The 17141-nt window shown below is 51.8% G+C and carries 16 protein-coding genes, 1 tRNA gene and 1 pseudogene; 10 read left to right on the plus strand and 8 right to left on the minus strand.

Features of this window, described 5'->3' with window-relative positions; translation table 11 throughout:
- Window positions 1–353: 353 nt before the first annotated feature.
- A pseudogene (locus tag KO503_RS17975) lies at window positions 354–602 on the plus strand (plasmid recombination protein); the annotation flags it as partial.
- Between the two features lie 156 nt (window positions 603–758).
- Window positions 759–1931, plus strand: coding sequence for a hypothetical protein (locus KO503_RS17715; RefSeq protein WP_252730922.1), 1173 nt, complete (start codon window positions 759–761; stop codon window positions 1929–1931).
- Here the strand turns inward: KO503_RS17715 and KO503_RS02825 are convergent, their stop codons facing one another.
- The 3 genes from KO503_RS02825 to KO503_RS02835 form a co-directional block, all read right to left on the minus strand.
- Window positions 1932–3641, minus strand: a complete 1710-nt coding sequence (locus KO503_RS02825; protein ID WP_215990086.1) for a site-specific integrase — start codon at window positions 3639–3641, stop codon at window positions 1932–1934.
- A gap of 133 nt (window positions 3642–3774) precedes the next feature.
- Window positions 3775–3849 (minus strand) — tRNA-Asn (locus KO503_RS02830).
- Window positions 3850–3917: 68 nt separating this feature from the next.
- Window positions 3918–4823 (minus strand): MBL fold metallo-hydrolase, encoded by a 906-nt coding sequence (locus KO503_RS02835; protein ID WP_215990087.1) that lies wholly within the window; start codon window positions 4821–4823, stop codon window positions 3918–3920.
- Window positions 4824–4898: 75 nt separating this feature from the next.
- Here KO503_RS02835 and KO503_RS02840 point away from each other — a divergent pair, with 75 nt between their 5' ends.
- Window positions 4899–6206, plus strand: coding sequence for an ATP-binding protein (locus KO503_RS02840; protein WP_252730923.1), 1308 nt, complete (start codon window positions 4899–4901; stop codon window positions 6204–6206).
- A gap of 258 nt (window positions 6207–6464) precedes the next feature.
- Window positions 6465–7199, plus strand: coding sequence for a helix-turn-helix transcriptional regulator (locus tag KO503_RS02845; protein WP_215990089.1), 735 nt, complete (start codon window positions 6465–6467; stop codon window positions 7197–7199).
- A gap of 431 nt (window positions 7200–7630) precedes the next feature.
- On the opposite strand, the gene tsf is transcribed toward KO503_RS02845, so the two are convergent.
- Both tsf and rpsB read right to left on the minus strand, forming a co-directional pair.
- The gene (tsf, locus tag KO503_RS02850; protein WP_215990090.1) at window positions 7631–8506 is read right to left on the minus strand and encodes a translation elongation factor Ts; all 876 of its coding nucleotides are present in this window, start codon (window positions 8504–8506) and stop codon (window positions 7631–7633) included.
- Window positions 8507–8587: 81 nt separating this feature from the next.
- Window positions 8588–9346, minus strand: coding sequence for a 30S ribosomal protein S2 (rpsB, locus tag KO503_RS02855; RefSeq protein WP_215990091.1), 759 nt, complete (start codon window positions 9344–9346; stop codon window positions 8588–8590).
- A 286-nt stretch (window positions 9347–9632) separates the two neighbouring features.
- Between rpsB and KO503_RS02860 the strand changes: the two genes are divergently transcribed.
- The 3 genes from KO503_RS02860 to KO503_RS02870 all read left to right on the plus strand — a co-directional run bounded on the left by KO503_RS02860 (window position 9633) and on the right by KO503_RS02870 (window position 12280).
- Complete coding sequence (locus KO503_RS02860; RefSeq protein ID WP_215990092.1) at window positions 9633–10526, plus strand: PfkB family carbohydrate kinase; 894 nt, start codon at window positions 9633–9635, stop codon at window positions 10524–10526.
- Window positions 10523–11434 carry a pseudouridine-5'-phosphate glycosidase gene (locus KO503_RS02865; RefSeq protein WP_215990093.1) on the plus strand — a complete coding sequence of 304 codons (912 nt, stop codon included), beginning with the start codon at window positions 10523–10525 and terminating at the stop codon, window positions 11432–11434. The genes KO503_RS02860 and KO503_RS02865 overlap by 4 nt, the downstream gene beginning before the upstream one ends.
- A 117-nt stretch (window positions 11435–11551) precedes the next feature.
- Window positions 11552–12280 carry a DUF502 domain-containing protein gene (locus tag KO503_RS02870; RefSeq protein ID WP_215990094.1) on the plus strand — a complete coding sequence of 243 codons (729 nt, stop codon included), beginning with the start codon at window positions 11552–11554 and terminating at the stop codon, window positions 12278–12280.
- Between the two features lie 43 nt (window positions 12281–12323).
- On the opposite strand, the gene KO503_RS02875 is transcribed toward KO503_RS02870, so the two are convergent.
- On the minus strand, window positions 12324–13097 hold the full coding sequence (locus KO503_RS02875) for a 3-hydroxybutyrate dehydrogenase (RefSeq protein ID WP_215990095.1): 774 nt from the start codon (window positions 13095–13097) through the stop codon (window positions 12324–12326).
- Window positions 13098–13497: 400 nt separating this feature from the next.
- On the opposite strand from KO503_RS02875, the gene KO503_RS02880 reads away from it, so the two are divergent.
- Together KO503_RS02880 and KO503_RS02885 are read left to right on the plus strand one after the other, a co-directional pair.
- Window positions 13498–15312, plus strand: a complete 1815-nt coding sequence (locus KO503_RS02880; RefSeq protein WP_215990096.1) for an extracellular solute-binding protein — start codon at window positions 13498–13500, stop codon at window positions 15310–15312.
- Window positions 15312–15425 carry an entericidin EcnA/B family protein gene (locus tag KO503_RS02885; protein WP_215990097.1) on the plus strand — a complete coding sequence of 38 codons (114 nt, stop codon included), beginning with the start codon at window positions 15312–15314 and terminating at the stop codon, window positions 15423–15425. Before KO503_RS02880 ends, KO503_RS02885 begins: the two co-directional genes overlap by 1 nt.
- On the opposite strand, the gene KO503_RS02890 is transcribed toward KO503_RS02885, so the two are convergent.
- Both KO503_RS02890 and KO503_RS02895 read right to left on the minus strand, forming a co-directional pair.
- Window positions 15422–15604, minus strand: a complete 183-nt coding sequence (locus KO503_RS02890) for a hypothetical protein (protein ID WP_215990098.1) — start codon at window positions 15602–15604, stop codon at window positions 15422–15424. The two genes, KO503_RS02885 and KO503_RS02890, sit on opposite strands and share 4 nt — an antisense overlap.
- Window positions 15605–15807: 203 nt before the next feature.
- On the minus strand, window positions 15808–16044 hold the full coding sequence (locus tag KO503_RS02895) for a hypothetical protein (protein WP_215990099.1): 237 nt from the start codon (window positions 16042–16044) through the stop codon (window positions 15808–15810).
- A gap of 339 nt (window positions 16045–16383) precedes the next feature.
- On the opposite strand from KO503_RS02895, the gene KO503_RS02900 reads away from it, so the two are divergent.
- Entirely contained in the window at window positions 16384–17034 is a 651-nt protein-coding gene (locus tag KO503_RS02900; RefSeq protein ID WP_215990100.1) for a DsbA family oxidoreductase, read from the plus strand.
- The last annotated feature ends 107 nt before the right edge of the window (window positions 17035–17141 follow it).

Below are 17141 nucleotides of genomic sequence, written 5' to 3' on the forward strand. Positions count from 1 at the left end.
ACTAAAACCGGGCAAGACCAGAAAACTTCCGAAACCTGTGCCGGAATTTTCAGGGCTATCCCGCATTCTTGAGGAAAGCAGATAACCTGAGGTTCACTATGTCCGTGCATTCCAAATTTGACAATCCCCAACCTGTCACCATCCCCAAGCCGCCGATCGTCCTTCGGTTTAAGGGGCTGCATCCCCATAACCTTGGCCGCTTTGATATGCATGATCATCGCAAAGGCGGTGATCTCTCTCATGTTGATCTGGATGTGTCGGGGCTGAATGAGGTCCTTCATTGTGAGCCAAATTGGCAAGCGACGATCAAGGCAGAAGTCGCCGAAGCAAAGCGCAACAACTTCCGTGAACGCATGGAGGGTTTGCGCAAGAGGGGTCGTAAAGCTGAGCGTAAAGCTCTGATTGTCGAAGGCGAAAGTGATCCTTGGCGGCGGTGTTCGGGTGGCCCTTTGCGTGAGGGCATCCTGACGGTCAACAAGGAATGGTTTGGAGGGACGGGGCAAGCCGAATGGGATGCGGAGAAGGTCGCCGCGTTCAAGAAAGCCGCGATGGAGTTTTTGTTGGAACATTTCCCCGATGGCCAGTTGCGCTATGCCAACGCGCATCATGATGAAGAAGCCTTCCATATCCATTTCATTGCGGTGGTCTGGACAGAGAAAGTCACCGCCAATCGCGGTCGGCAGAAAGTGTTGCAGGCTTCCACGAACCCGTTGTTGAAATGTTATGAGCATGCCCAAAATTTGGCTGGTGAGGCATTCATGGCACTTGGCATTACGCGCGGTGAACGGCGTGCTGAAGCACGGCGGGTTGCGAAAGAGGCTGGAGAAGACGTGCCGAAAAAGCGCCGCCATATCCCACCTTCGGAGTGGCGGGCTAATCAGCAGGCTGCGGGTCATGAGAAATCTAACGAGATTATGGAGGCTGCACAGAGCAAAGCCAAAGAGATGGTCGAAGATGGGCGGACCGTCGGCAAGGCCGGGATCCGGAAATCGCGCAAACGCGCGGTCAAAGAGGCGCGTCAAAGAAAAGAGGCGGCGACGCGGGAAGTGGTGAAGGCAGAGCGCCGCCGTGAGCAAGAGGAACGCGCAGCGGATGCCGCCCGCAAAGAGAGGGCTGATGCCGAGGCTGCGCTCGTCACCATAGAAGAAAAGTCAGCAATGAGTGTTCAGGCAGCGGAAGAGGCTGAGGAAACACTTCAACAAGTAAAGACAGATACAGTTGTTGAGGTTGGGAAATTGCAGGCGGTAAAGGCGGATTTAGAAGAGGCAAGAGCGGGGCTGGATGACGTGCTGGAAGAGACCGAGGAGGTCTCCAATAAAAGGGATCAAATGGCTGATGAGGTGACAGAGCAGGGCCAAGAGCTTGATCGGCTGAAGTCATTGGCACAAAAGGAAAGTGAAGATTTGGGCTTGATTTCAAAACAGGTTCAGTCGCTTAAAGTGGCGCGGCAAGATGAGGACAAGGCGCTGAGTGACGGCAAAAGCAAGCGGGCAATCGTTGAGACTGAACTGGCTGATGTTGAAGCCAAAATTGTGACCGCCAAGGCGGAGCTTTCACGGACAGAGGCCTTGGTTGACGCGCTTGTGGAGGGCATTGATATGCTTGGCTGCGCCGTATTGCGTTGGATATCAGCCCCAAAGCCAAGCGAAGAAAAGCTGAATTGGGGGCCGAATGCACCAAGGGCCAAGGAGGAACGCAAGCGGATTGCGACCCGCATGAAGCCTGTGATTGCGAAACTGGTCCCGATTGCGCAATCAATCAGCCGTGCAGTTGAAGGCGTTTTGACCAAGGAACGCGAAGAGATCGCAGCGGATGCAGCCTACGTTCTTGATCTGAGTGAGAATTTGGAGGCGGATCAGCGGGCAGAGTTGACCCGCATCCTGAATGCCAATTCAGAAACAGGTCCGACCTTTGAGGACCCAAGTTCTTGATCAAATCACGCATGGTAAACGTTCAATCGCCGCTTGCAGCACGGCAGGTGGCGTGGATTTGCTATAGACGCGCTCATGTGTGTCTTTGCCTTCATGGCCGACAACATCCCGCAGCACCTTGTCGGTCACCTCGGGCACATGTTCCAGTATGCTTTGAACGTAGTGGCGCAGGCTGTGAAAGGACAACCCCGCGCCCTCGACGCCAAAATCGTCGTCGATGATCTGACGCATACGGCGGCCCAATTTGCGGCCATGCTTGCCTGTTGCAGGCTCTCTTAAGTCGGGAAATAGGTCGATTTGACCTTTGGCGCGGGCTTTTGAAACAAAGTCCAGAAAACCCAACTCGATCAAACGACTGTGGATCGGCACGATACGCTTTGAGGAGATATTCTTAATCCGCCGCAGCTCGGAATCCTCGATGTTAAAGCAAGGGATGCCATCGCGTTCGACAATGTCGGTCGGGGCCAGCCCTGCGACCTCTTCACGGCGAGCGCCCGTAAAAGCGCCAATCAAGGGCGACCAATAGATGCCGTTGCGGAAGATTTCTGAACCGTGTTCTGTTTGATAATGTTCTGACTTCGAGCCAACCCAAACCGGCGTTTTGAACAGACGGCGCAGCTCTGCTTCAGTGAACGCTTGCTTTTTATCGCAGTCGCGCACCGTGTCTTTGCGACGCAGTTTTCTTGGCTTGAGGTTCGGATTGACCGCAATGCCCTCATCAGAGGCCCACTCAACAATCTGCCCCAGATGCTCAAGGTGACGATTGATCGTGCCGACAGACAATCCGACCTTTTCCGGTGGCAGTTTCTCCGCGCGGGCCATGATCTCTTCACGGGTGGCAGCGCGGAACGCTGTGGCATCTGTCTGCCGGATCAAGCGCACATCGCTGATGCCCGTCAGCGTGGTAAACAAGCCAACAAAGCTCACATATTGGCGCAGGGTCTTTTCCTCGATGCCTTCACTGCGCTTCATCTCGTTCATGCGCGACACAACGGCCATCATGTCGGGATCGAGGGTGTCAGTGTCTACCTCGGGGGCAGGGGCAAGCTGCAGGGGAGCGGCAGGTGACTCTGGCTCTGATGCGAGCAAGTGAGATGCCCCGTCCCAAAGGTCATCAGCCGCCGTGTCGATATCTGCCAAGGCATCTTCGTGCCGGTTCCACGCTGCGGATTTCCCAGCGATCAGCAGGGATATCAGCTTCGCACGATCAAACGCCGAGAGCCGCGGGTGCCCCGTTAACGCCTTAAAATCGCGCTGAATGATGTTCTGGCGGGCTTCGCTTGACAGGTCATCGCGGATGATGTCCAGATTCAAAGAGACCAATGGCTGATCAGACGTCGCGCCGTGCAGGCCGTCCGCATTCACCTGTGCCCAAGCGTCCGCCGTTGCCTGATCGTGGCGATTGTCGTCAGCGGGATCGCGGGAATCAAAACGATGCAGCAGTTTGAGCTTCTCGATCTTCTCACGCTCTTTGGTGATGACACTGGCAAGCCAGCGACGCGCCATCTCAGGCGTGATCTGTTGGTGGGTGAGTTGTTCCATGACGATATCGCTTTCCGCACTGATCCTGCGGGACAATATATGTGCGCAGCGCAGGTCTGTCGTCCCCAGTGAGAGCTTGATATCGACGATTCCTGTGGAAAACCGGCGGAAACGACGCCGCCATTGATAAACATTGCCACGTTTTGAGAGATGAGGTTGGTTGAACATTCGTGTCAGGTCCTGTTGGGACGGATACGAAGAAGTCATGTCTTGTGGGGGTAGGGCGATGTAACACCCCGATGCCACACCCGCGAAGCCACGCTGTGACTTCGCTAGGTATTTCAACAACTTATGTTGTAAATGGCTCCGGCGGTAGGGATCGAACCTACGGCCAATTGATTAACAGTCAACTGCTCTACCGCTGAGCTACGCCGGAATATGTGGGGTGTATAGCTATGAGAAATGAGGGCCGCAAGAGGGATTTATGACAAAATTCTATTTTTTTTAAACTTTGTTCTCTGCCAGTGAAAAAACAGGTATTTCATGTAAATCTGGCACGGCTTTAATCTTTGATTGCTCTTTGAGATCAATAAGATGTGCCAGCGTATTTCGTGCTGCGGCTTTCAGCGTAAAGGACTCAAGGTTGCCGTAGACCGCTTTGGTTAAAGTTTTCAGGTCCAAGGGTTTGTGTTTGAGTGCTTGCAGGATTTGCTGTTCTCGTTTGGCGCGATGCATGAGCAATGCATTGATACGGGCATGACCTGATTCAACCAGTGCGCCGTGTCCTGCGTAGAGTGGCGTGTCGGGGCGCATCAGCAGTTTGTGGCAACTGTCGCGAAAGGCCGCGGCATCTCCATCAGGTGGGGAAATGAGAGAACTGGACCACCCCATAATCAGATCTCCACTGAACAAGCTATTGTTCCACGCAAAGCACAGATGATTGCCCATATGCCCTGGTGTGTGCAGCGCAGTGATTGGCCCCGCAGGCGTCTCAATCTGTTGACCATCTTTGAGCAGTACGTCCGGTATAAATGTCATATCTACACCTTCACCGCCGCCAATTTCCGTGGTGGCGGCAAGTTGGGTCATAATGTCAGAACGTCCAGACAAAGCATCGCCAAAGGCCATCACCGGCGCACCGGTCACCTGTGACAATTCTTGTGCGCCGCCGCTGTGGTCTTTATGCGCATGTGTCACCAAGATGTGCGAGATCGACGTGCCTTGGGGCAGGGCGCTTAACACTGCCTGTAGGTGCTGAGAATCTTGTGGCCCCGGATCAATCAGCACGCGCGCTTCACCAGTGCCTAAAATATAACTGTTGGTGCCCCAATAGGTCATCGGCGATGGATTGGGCGCGATCACGCGGATGAGGCCGGCCATGAGCATAGTCACTGTTTCAGGGCGTTCCATTTCGCGTTTCCTCTTTGCAAGCATGATCTGCACGGCTACCAATAGCTTATGTTATTTGCATGGTTAAAAAAATACATGCCGCGTGGTCTTTATGGCCGTGCTGTGCTCATCTTGTTGGTGCCAATCGTTGTGTTGCAGCTTGTGGTTTTGGTCGCCTTTTCGCAACGTTATTTTAGCGATATCACCGATCAATTGATGCGCGGAGTGCGCGCGGATGTGTCGTTTTATGTCGATGCATTGCAAAATGTTCCTGACCAAGATCTGCCAGAGGTTTTGCTCGGCTTGGATAAGCGCCTTGAGTTCGAAACGCGCGTCATTGATGATGGGGCATCCGTTGTCGATCAGCGGGCATGGTACGATTTCTCAGGTATTTTAATTACCAGAATTCTGTATGAGCGCGTGCAAGGCATTGAAGGTGTCGATCTAAAATCAAGCATGCGTCGCGTTATTATTGGGATGCGCCTCAACGGTCAACACATTGAAATTAAAGTGCCGCGTGAGCGAGCCTCTGCCAAAAATCCGCATCAATTAATTCTTGTGACGCTTTTAACCAGTATTGTCATGGCGATTGTTGCGGCAACATTTTTGCGCAACCAGCTGCGTCCTATACGCAGGTTGGCACGCGCGGCTGAGGCTTTCGGACGTGGGCGCAATGTGCCCTATAAATTAGCAGGTGCGCTCGAAGTGCGTGCCGCAGGGGCCGCCTTTGTCGATATGCGCGCACGGATTGAGCGCCATATCGAGCAACGTACCCTGATCTTGTCTGGCGTATCGCACGATCTGCGCACGCCTCTGACACGTATGCGGCTCAGCCTGTCGCTTTTGGACGCAGATCCAAATCAAGCGGACGACATCGACGCATTGCAAGAGGATTTGTCCGAAATGGAGCGGCTTTTGGATGAGTTCCTAGCCTTCACCCGTGCAGACGCTTTGGATGAACCGCAAAAAGTTGATCCTGTATCGATCTTGTTGGGCGCTTTTGAGCGGTCCAAACGGGCAGGTGGTGCGATAACCTGTGATCAACTTGAACAAGGGAAATACGTAATTTCTGCCCGCCCAGATGCTTTGGCACGCGCTTTGGATAACTTGATTTCAAATGCTTTAAGATACGGAACCTCTGCTCATGTGTCCTTGACCATCCATGAGCGGTCGGTGGTGTTTTGTGTCGAAGACGATGGTCCGGGCATCGACGTGGCGGATCGTGGAAAAGTCTTGCAACCCTTTGTGCGCTTGGATGCAGCGCGCAACCAAAACCGTGGATCTGGGGTTGGGCTGGGCTTGGCCATTGCAACAGATATCGCACGCAAACATGGCGGCAGTCTGCGGCTTGGCCACAGTTCTGAACTTGGAGGCTTGAAAGCTGAAATCGTCATTGCACGCTAAATGTGAGCGAAACCTGATCCCCGTTTTCTTAAATGAATTTACACCTCTAGGGGCGCGCCCGATTGATTGCTTCTTTAAATCCTATAATTGGTATTATGTATTATATTTATTTCGAAAAAGAGTGAGGCTATCTGTAAAACACCACAACAAACGCATTCCTATAGCAAAACCGTTAACGATTATTGCGCTACACGCCGCGCATGCGTAGTTTAACCAAGTAAAAAGTACTTGAGGTTGGTAATGAGTTTAAAGGTACATATGAACATAGCACTCAATAGAATTTTGACGGCGACCACAATTGAAGGTGTTTGGGAAGTCTTACTCTTAAAGCTTCAATCCTTGGGATTCCAAAACGCCTTATATGGCTTCACCCGGTTTCACACCGAAAGCGGCTTTGGCGATACCACCGATCACCTTGTACTAACCAATCTTGGGCCAGACTATGTCAAAGGCTATTTCTATGACGGGCGTTACAAACATGGGCCCTTAGTGACTTGGGCTGCGCAGAACGCTGGCGTATGTTCATGGGCCTATGTCGATGAGGTTTATGACACATTAGATGACAAAGCGCGTGAAACCGTTGAATTCAATCGCTCGTTTGGCGTGACAAATGGTTATACGATTGGCTTTAACAACGCGACAACGCGATCCAAAGGCGCAATCGGGCTATCGATGTCACCATTTGTCGGAACGCAAGAGCAAGCAGATACCATATGGAACAAATATGGACAGGAAATCAGAATGTTATGCGAGATTTCTCATCTAAAAATAATTTCGCTCCCCTTTGACCTAAGACGGCTCACAACACGCCAGCGTGAAGTTTTGGAATGGGTCGGAGATGGGAAAACATCTGCCGATGTGGCGCAGATCATGGGCCTTACGACAGCTACAGTCGAAAAGCACCTCAAGCTCGCGCGTGATGCTTTGGACGTCGAAACAACAGCTCAGGCCATTTTAAAAGCGTCATTGTTGAACCAGTTCTACAGACTTTAGTTTTTATTGTGACGGTTAGGCTTTCTTTGAACTCAAGGTATGGTTTTCCCCACTTTCGTTACCTAGCGTCAATGTTAGAATATTAATCACCTTATCAAAGAAGGTTTGTCTTCTGAGGTGTTGGACTGGAGATCGCCTATATTTAGCTTACCCAGTCTTGCTGGTCCGCCAGCACAATTGGGTCACTTGTTTATTGAGACAAAAGTGATCCTTTTAGATCGTGAAGCTGCACATAACCCTCATCCCGACAGTTTGTGCAGCAGGGTGATTTGAGCGCAGTTCCTTTCGGGGGACTGCGTTTTTCTTTTTGTGACGGTGGATGATGGCCTAGCAACGCAAACATAGCCTCTATTCGGACTTTTCAAAAAGAAAAGGGAGCGCAAATCTGCGCCCCCTTCCCTATACAATCATAAACGTTAAAGCAAAATGCCTTAGCTGTTCATTGTTTTCGCAACTTCTGCGGCAAAGTCTTCAGCAACTTTTTCAATGCCTTCGCCAACTTCAAGACGTACAAAGCCAGTGATTTCTGCGCCTGCTTCAGTTGCCGCTTGTGCAACAGTCAGGTCAGGGTTCACAACGAAAGCTTGACCAAGCAATGTGGATTCCGCGATGAATTTCTTCATACGGCCCACGATCATTTTTTCGATCACAGCTTCTGGCTTGCCAGATTCACGTGCAATATCGATCTGAACTTGCTTTTCTTTTTCAACAACAGCCGCGTCAAGATCAGCTTCGGACAAGGACGCAGGGTTCACAGCCGCGATGTGCATCGCAACCTGTTTACCGAATGCCTCATCGCCACCTTTAAGTGCCACAAGAACACCGATTTTGCCCATGCCGTCAGTCGCCGCGTTGTGCACGTAAGACACAACAACGTCACCTTCAAGCGCAGCCATGCGGCGCAAGCCCATGTTTTCGCCGATTGTCGCAACTTTATCAGTGATCGTCTCGGCAACAGATTTACCACCAAGATCAGCGACAGAAAGCTCTTCAACTGTGTTCACAGTCAAAGCAGCATTTGCGATGGATCCAACCATAGCTTGGAATTCAGCGTTTTTACCAACAAAATCAGTTTCAGAGTTCACTTCAACTGCTACGCCTTTGCCACCGGATACAGCAACAGCCACAAGGCCTTCAGCTGCTGTACGGCCAGATTTTTTAGCGGCTTTTGCCAAGCCTTTGGTGCGAAGCCAGTCAACAGCGGCCTCCATGTCACCATCACACTCAACAAGTGCTTTTTTAGCGTCCATCATGCCTGCAGCTGTTGCTTCGCGCAGTTCTTTAACCATTGCAGCAGTGATTGCCATGCCGGTTCTCCTAGAATTGAAATGGGATCGGGGGCGGGTGTACCCTGCCCCCGTAACATGTGTGTAACGTTTTTGAAGCGATTACGCTTCAGCTACAACTTCTTCAACTGGTGCTTCTTCGAAGGCACCGAAATCAACGCCAGCAGCGCCCATTTGCTCTGTCATGCCGTCAAGAGCCGCACGCGCAACGAGGTCACAGTACAATGTGATCGCGCGTGACGCGTCATCGTTGCCTGGGATCACGTAGTCAACGCCTGCTGGTGGGCAGTTAGAGTCGACAACAGCAACAACAGGAATGCCGAGCTTGTTGGCTTCAAGGATTGCGAGGTCTTCTTTGTTGACGTCGATCACGAAGATCAAGTCAGGCACGCCGCCCATGTCACGGATACCGCCCAAAGAGGCTTGCAATTTCGCTTGGTCACGTTCCATGCCAAGGCGTTCTTTCTTGGTCAGGCCTTCAGCGCCAGACTCAAGTTTTTCGTCGATCATTTTGAGACGCGAAATAGACTGTGAAACTGTTTTCCAGTTTGTCAGCGTGCCACCCAACCAACGGTGGTTCATGTAGTACTGAGCGCATTTTTCAGCAGCTTCAGCAACAGAACCAGCAGCTTGGCGTTTTGTACCAACGAAAAGGATACGGCCACCTTTGGCAGCTGTGTCGCGCACAACTTTCAACGCTTGGTCAAGCATTGGAACAGTTTGTGTCAGATCGAAGATGTGGATGCCGTTACGCTCACCGTAGATGAACTCCTGCATACGCGGGTTCCAACGTTGAGTTTGGTGACCATAGTGAACGCCAGCTTCAAGCAGCTGACGGATAGTGAATTCTGGAAGAGCCATATTCATGTTCCTTTTCCGGTTTATACCTGAGCGGAGGGTCTTCAGAGCAAATGCCCCAACCGGTGGACCGTTCAAGGATTTCTCCCTTGAGGGCCCGCCTCCGCCTGTGAAGTGACGCAGCTAATAGGGTGGCTTTTCTGCTAGCGCAAGAGAATAAGCCCTGTTTCTTGTGATTTTAGATGTTTTTTAGCGCTCAACGGCACATAAATGACCTGCAATCTGGTTTTCCAATGCGCGCCGCAGCGAAACCCTTGCCATTTGGTCAAAAATCGCTGCAATACGCGGCATGACACAGACAACACATATTCTTTGTATCGGCTCAGTCCTTTGGGACGTTATCGGACGGTCAGATCGTTCAATGCGGGTCGGATCGGACGTGCCAGGACGGATCATTCGTGTGCCAGGCGGCGTTGCGATGAATATCGCCATGGCCTTGTCGCGCTTCGGCTTGAGCCCTGATTTGTTGACGGCCGTTGGCCGAGATGCACAGGGTGACGAGCTGATCAAAGCGGCACAAGTGCGCGACATTGGTACAGACTATATATATCGTTCAGACGATTTGCCGACAGATATATATATGGCGGTCGAGGGCGCAAATGGATTGATCGCTGCCATCGCTGATGCGCACTCACTAGAAGCCGCCGGCGATAAGATCCTGCGCGCCCTGTCTGACGGGCGACTTGGATCCGAGGCCGCACCTTATACTGGGCCAGTTGCGCTGGATGGCAATCTCACAACCGCTTTGCTGCGCGACATCGCCACCTCGCCGCTGTTTCGCCACGCCGACCTGCGCGTGGCCCCTGCCAGTCCCGGCAAAGCCGAACGCCTTTTGCCTTTGCTCAAACATCCCAAAGCCACGCTTTACGTGAATTTGGAAGAGGCAGGCCTGCTGTGCCACCAAAGTTTTGACAACTCGCGTGACGGCGCTTGTGCATTGATCGCCAAAGGCGCACACCGCGTTTTGGTCACCAACGGCAGCAAAGACGCCACGATGGCCACAGGCGATACTGTTATCACCCAAACACCGCCCCCCGTTATGGTTGCCCGCGTCACAGGCGCAGGCGACACCTTTATGGCCGCCCATATTGCAGCCGAACTTGCAGGCGCAAACCACATCAATGCCCTCAATCAAGCAATTGATGCAGCTGCGCTTTATGTCTCAGGAGACACCGATATATGACCACTCTTCCTCTCGTTTTATCGCCAGACGTCCAAGCCGCAAAAGAGGCAGGCACAGCTATTGTCGCACTGGAAAGCACCATTATCACGCATGGTATGCCTTACCCGCAAAACGTTGAAACTGCGCGTATTGTGGAATCTGATGTGCGCGAACAAGGGGCCACACCTGCGACCATTGCTGTGCTGGATGGCGTTATTCATGTTGGCTTGACAGACGCAGAACTGGAAAGCCTTGGCCAAGCCAAAAACGTCGCCAAACTGTCGCGCGCAGACATGGCCGTGTGCATTGCAACAGGCGGCACCGGCGCAACCACCGTGGCCGCAACAATGATCGCTGCGCATCTGGCAGGTATCAAAGTCTTTGCCACAGGCGGCATTGGCGGCGTGCACCGCGGTGCTGAAACAACATTTGACATTTCGGCTGACCTTTTAGAATTGGCGCAGACCCCTGTAACGGTTGTGGCCGCTGGTCCCAAAGCGATTTTGGACATTCCAAAGACCTTGGAAGTGCTTGAAACCCAAGGCGTTCCTGTCATCGCCTATGGTCAGGACTCCCTGCCCGCTTTTTGGTCGCATGCTTCTGAATTCACAGCCCCTTTGCGCTTGGATACAGCCGCAGACATCGCGAAATCTGCCGTGATGCGCGACATGTTAGGGCTTCCCGGTGGTCAGCTTATTGCCAACCCGATCCCTTCGGCTGATGAGATTTCAGTTGATGAAATCACGCCTTATATCGAACAAGCCCTATCAGAAGCCGAAGCGCAGGGCATCGCCGCCAAACAGGTCACGCCGTTTTTGTTGCAACGCATGTTTGAACTGACCGAGGGGCGTTCGTTGACTGCGAATATCGCCCTTGTGCGCAACAACGCTCGCTTGGCGTCACAGATTGCGCGCGCTTTATGTGCATAAGCTCATTTTTTCGCCCCTAAATGGAAATTTAGGCACCACCTATCATTGTGTCTGTCATGTTGTGTGCCTAGGTTCCATTTAACTGGCGATCACGCCCTTTAGGTATGTTTTGAGATTATGACCAACCCGTTCGACGAACACCCATCCGCCCCTGTACCCCGCCGCACGATGCTTGCGGCCCTTAGGGCGTCGTTTTTTACAGGGCTGGTGGTTGTCGCACCAATTGGATTGACTGCCTATTTGATCTGGACTGTCACTGGCTGGTTCGATGGCTGGGTGCTCAATTTCGTGCCCCGCGCATACCACCCCGGCGAGTTGATCAATCGTTTGTTAGGATATGATGATCCGTTAAACCAATTGCCCGTTAACGTGCGCGGTATTGGGGTCGTCATCTTTTTGGTTTTTACTGTGGTGGTTGGCTGGCTTGCCAAAGGCCTTTTGGGACGTTCGTTCATCAAATGGGCAGAGTCTTTGGTCGATCGCACGCCTGTGGTAAGTTCGGTCTATAATGGATTGAAACAAATCGCAGAAACGGTATTCGCGCAGACGGAAACATCCTTTGACCAAGCCTGTATGGTCGAATATCCGCGCAAAGGCACATGGGCGATTGGTTTTGTCTCGACGACGGCCAAGGGCGAAGTTGCGGCCATCGCAGATGACGGTGATCCGCTGATCTCGATCTTCGTGCCCACGACCCCCAACCCGACTTCGGGATTCTTGCTGTTCTTTCCAAAATCCGAAGTTAAAATTCTAGATATGACTGTTGAGGATGCCGCAAAGTTGGTGATCTCAGCTGGGCTTGTCTATCCAAACGGCAAAGATGGTGTTACGCCGCCCAAAGCTTAAAGTGCGGCGCAACATCAGTCAGATGAAACCGGTCATAGTTCCGTCATAGTGCGGTCCAGCCGCCATCAATGGACAGAGTTGTTCCCGTCATCTGTGCGGCTGCATCAGAAGCTAAGAACACACATGTCCCGCCAAGCTGCTCCACCGTCGCGAATGCTTTTGACGGCTGACGTTCCAACAGCACTTCGCGAATGACCGTGTCACGATCCATGCCGTATTTTTTCATCGTGTTCGGGATTTGCGCTTCGACCAAAGGCGTCAAAACGTAACCGGGGCAAATCGCATTGGCTGTGATGTTTTGTTCTGCCGTCTCTAAGGCTGTGACTTTGGTCAACCCGACCACCCCATGCTTGGCCGCAACATAGGCCGATTTGAATGGAGAGGCTGTCAAGCCATGCGCAGAAGCAATGTTGATCACCCGCCCCCAGCCCGCAGCCCGCATAATGGGCAAGGCTGCCGCTGTGGTGTGAAATGCGGAACTCATATTGATGGCGATAACCGCGTCCCACTTGTCGCTTGGAAACTCGTCAATCGCTGCCACATGTTGAATACCAGCATTGTTGACCAAAATATCGCAAACGCCGGCCTGTTCGATCAAGGCACGACACTCAGCCCCTTTGGACATATCCGCCGCGATGTAGCGTGCTTTCACCCCATATTGGGTCGCAATATCTGTGGCGATCGCGTGATCTTCAGGGCGATCTGTGAATGAATTGAGTATGATATCCGCGCCGGCCTTGGCCAGTTCAATTGCCACTCCTAGGCCGATCCCAGAATTTGATCCGGTGATCACCGCTGTTTTACCGCTTAAAGTCATCCTTTTACTCCTCCTGTCGTGCATCAATTTCATGCGTCAGGGCCAGAATAGATGCTGCACACGCAAAGCAAAGGGGAATCGAAAGCGATGCGGAAGAATCGGTTGTGTGTTCAATTGGATGACATCTGCGGTGGACTTCATTGGCTAGGTAAGCCGTGCTGCATGCGAAAATGACTCAAGCCAGCTTGGGGATTTATAAAAAACGAGCAAAAAAAAACGCCCGCACAAGGCGGGCGCAAAGTTATTGAGGCAGGTTTCATACAGGCAAGAAACCTATCGAGCAGTGACCTCTTTATACGCGTATCTTCGCTGCCATCCAAGCTAAAAGTTTGATACCCCGTCCCAAGAGGCCTAAGCTAAGATGTAATAAAACCACAGGGATGGAGGCATTGTTTCAATAATGGCGACGCAGTTTTTCGGTAAAATTCTAACTTCGACGACCGCATTGGCGATGTGTTTTGCGGGGTCGATGGCCTTGGCTGAACCAAAACATGGCATCGCTATGTATGGTGCCCCAGCGTTACCACAAGATTTCGTGTCCCTACCCTACGCTGATCCCGATGCGCCAAAAGGCGGAAAAATCGTCACCGGCGAAGGCGGCACCTTCGACAGTTTGAATCCCTTCATCCAAAAAGGGACGACGCCGTGGCAGTTAAGATATATGATGGCGGAAAGTTTGATGGGACGCTCTTACGGTGAACCTTTCGCGCTTTACGGCGTTTTGGCCGAATCGATTGATGTCGGCGCGAATCGTGAATGGGCCGAATTCACCCTACGTCCAGAGGCGAAGTTTTCGGACGGCAGCCCTGTGACTGTCGAAGATGTCATGTGGTCTTATGAAAAACTGGGCACCGAAGGCCATGGTCGTTATGCGTCTTTATGGGGGCAGATTGAAACGTTGGAGCAAACAGGCCCTCATTCGGTCAAGTTCACCTTCAACACCGACAACCGTGAATTGGCCTTGCTCGTTGGAATGCGCCCCATTTTGAAAAAAGCCCAATGGGAGGGTAAGGATTTCACCAAATCTGGCTTTGACACTATTCCCATTGGATCGGCACCCTATGTGATTTCCGATTTCAAAGCTGGCAGCTTTGTCGAATTGACCCGCAACCCTGATTATTGGGGCAAAGACCTGCCCTTTATGCGTGGTCAGGCCAATCTCGACACCATTCGTTGGGAATTTTTCACAGATTCCAGCCTTGTCATCGAAGCCTTTAAAGCCGGTGAATTAAACGCGCACCGCGAATTCAACGTGCAAACATGGGAAGATCAATACAATTTCCCTGCTGTTGAGCGCGGCGATGTTGTCAAATCCATCATCCCGCATCAACGTCCGTCAGGCATGACGGGGCTCGCGATGAACATCCGCCTGCCCCAGTTCCAAGATTGGCGGGTGCGTCAGGCTTTGATCGAGGCGTTCAATTTCGAATATATCAATGAAGTCCAGACTGGCTCCAAACAAGACCGCATCACATCGTATTTCTCGAACTCAGTTCTGGGCATGCAAGACGGCCCAGCAACGGGCAAAGTGGCAGAATTGCTTGCACCCTTTGCGGACGACCTATTACCAGGCGCCGTGGAGGGCTACAGCTTTTCACAAACCAATGGCACGCAAAATGACCGCAAAACACTGCGTCGCACGATGGGTTTGTTTGAAGAGGCCGGATGGACCATACAAGACGGCGAGATGAAGAACGCCGCAGGTGCTCCGTTTACATTTGAGATTCTACTCAAAGTGGGTGATGACGAAAACCAATCTATCACAGATACCTACGTCACAGCCCTCAAGCAGATTGGCATCACGCCAACTGTCTCAGTGGTCGATAGTCCGCAATATCTTGAGCGGGTATCCTCCTTTGATTTTGGCATGACCAATATACGGCGCGGCATGAGCCTATCGCCGGGCAATGAGCAAAAGTCCTATTGGGGGTCGCAAGCCGCAAACACCGTAGGCTCACGCAATATCATAGGCATCCAGTCAGAGGCGATCGATTCATTGGTTGATACGATGCTATCGTCTACCGACAATGAGGTCTTTGTCGCCTCTGCGCGCGCCTTGGATCGCGTCTTGACCTCTGGGCGCTATGTTATCCCATTTTATCAATGGAAAACCTCTCGTCTTGCCCATGTAAAAGAGTTAAAATTCCCCGAAACCTTGCCCATCTATGGCGATTGGCCCGGCTGGCAACCTGACGTTTGGTATTGGAAAGACTGATGAAAACCATACTTGCTTTGATACTACTCACCACCTTGGCCTCTTGCGGCACCGTCGCGGGGGTTGGCGAAGATATTTCAGGTGCATCGCGCACCGTCCAAGGCTGGCTTTAAATGGTTAAAATATTCTGGTGTTTCACCCTATGCGTCGCGATCTCTGGTTGCGGCGCAGCGCGCATTGGCGTCAAGACGACAGCTAAGGTCGCAAAAACCGCAGTTAAAACCACTGTCGCAGTCGTCAAATAATCACGCCTTTGAACCGAAAACATCGCGGCCTTGGTGGCAATTTTCATCGCTAGAAAATCCCTTAATCAGCAAGCGATTTGCGCATATCTTGATGCCTCGATTAAGGCCTTTTTCCAAATTCAAAACAAAAGAAAACCCCCGGATGCTGTTGTTCGCATCTTCGGGGGTTCTTGGGACCAAACGCCAGTCGTCTTGGGAAAACACTGCTCGATGGGGTATCTTGCTTGGCCCTATTCTGGGTGACACCCGACTACTCGGTGAGGTCGGTCGTGCCTGTAAGATATTCAATATTGCTCAACTCGTTCGACAAAGATGATCCGGTCGGCATCCAATCCAATGCCCCTGCGGCAATAACTAATGACGCGATAGCACCTAAGACAAGCGTCACAGCTGGCAAACGAAAGCGTGGTGACAGTATAGACGCGCTGGAACGCCCTAGAGCGCGACCTTGGAAGGAAGAAAATGAGCGGTCAGAATAAAATGCCATGATCGTAACCTTGATGAACTCTTTGATTGCATTGAGTTAAACACAATACAGGCGGCGCGTCACGCGCAGCGCACTGTAACACTTGCAGCGGCATTTTGAGATTTTTCACACGGTCGAAATTGGAACGATTCAAGTACATAAAGGGAATATCGACAAGTTTGCAAAGTTGCAAACCCTGTGAATATCTAAATATAGGTCAATGAGAACATCCGACTTGGGTGAAATCGTGAGGTGGAAGAATATTTTCCTTTTCTGGATTCAGCTTCCATTTTTGCAAAAAGTCGTTAGCTATGATCAAATACAAATCGAAGCCAAATGAGCCGCACAGGACACACTCACATGATCAAACTCGACATCTTTTCAGACCCCATTTGTCCATGGTGCTACATCGGCAAAACCCGCCTTGAGGCCGCATTAGAACAACGTCCAGACCATCCCTTTGTTGTGGAATGGCACCCGTTTCAATTGAACCCAGACATGCCCCAAGATGGCATGGATCGCCGCGCCTATCTTGAAGGCAAATTTGGCGGAACTGCTGGCGCGACATCTGCCTACCGCCCTATCGTCGAAACGCTTGCGGCAGAATTGCCCGCCGCTGACTTGGGTAAAATCCAGAAGACGCCGAACACATTAAACGCACATCGTTTGATTCACTGGGCTGGTCTTGAGGCAAAGCAAACACTGATGGTCGACGCCCTGTTCGAGGCTTATTTTGTCGATGGCCGTGACATTGGCGATATGGAAACGCTCGCAGATATTGCGGATTCTATTGGCATGGATGCCTCTGTCGTGACCCGATTGCTGAACACGCAAGAAGACGTCGACATGATCAAATCACGCGATATCCACGGGCGTGAGCGCGGCATCACCGGTGTGCCATTGTTTGTTGTGGCGCAGCAGCATGCCGTGTCTGGGGCACAAAATAGCGAACTCTGGCTGAATGTGATTGACGAGTTGATGGAGCAAGTCGACGACGCCACAGTTCAGTGAATGTGAATTTTTCTCGCCAAGACACAAAGCATGGATCACTGTTGCAGGGTCTTGGCGGGCCAACCGCTTGATAAAACACCAACCACAGTCAAAATCAGATACTCAAA

Origin of the sequence: Pacificibacter marinus, from assembly GCF_018860505.1 — a bacterium.
Taxonomy (GTDB): domain Bacteria; phylum Pseudomonadota; class Alphaproteobacteria; order Rhodobacterales; family Rhodobacteraceae; genus Celeribacter; species Celeribacter marinus_B.